The sequence below is a fragment of the Paraburkholderia sp. SIMBA_053 genome (assembly GCF_046534895.1).
In the GTDB taxonomy this organism is placed as follows: domain Bacteria; phylum Pseudomonadota; class Gammaproteobacteria; order Burkholderiales; family Burkholderiaceae; genus Paraburkholderia; species Paraburkholderia caledonica.
Map to the genome: position 1 here is coordinate 1 of NZ_JAWRXU010001894.1, position 230 is coordinate 230.

A 230-nucleotide genomic window follows, 5' to 3' on the forward strand; every position below is an offset into this window, starting at 1 on the left:
GATCGCGACGGGCGGCACGATGATGGCGGGCAAGAAGCTGCTGGAGCGTCTCGGGGCGACGGTGATCGAAGGTGCTGCGATTGTCGATCTGCCCGATCTCGGCGGCTCGAAGCTGCTACGTGAAGCGGGCCTGCCGCTTTTCACCGTCACGACGTTCGGTGGCCACTGATCCCTTTGCACGTCCCTTGAACGGAGCTTAAGCGCGATGCCCAACTTCCTGCTTTTCCTCG

At 62.6% G+C, this 230-nt stretch carries 1 pseudogene; it reads left to right on the forward strand.

The window, feature by feature from the left end:
* Positions 1-169, forward strand: a pseudogene (locus SB753_RS42135) (adenine phosphoribosyltransferase); the annotation flags it as partial.
* Positions 170-230: the final 61 nt, after the last annotated feature.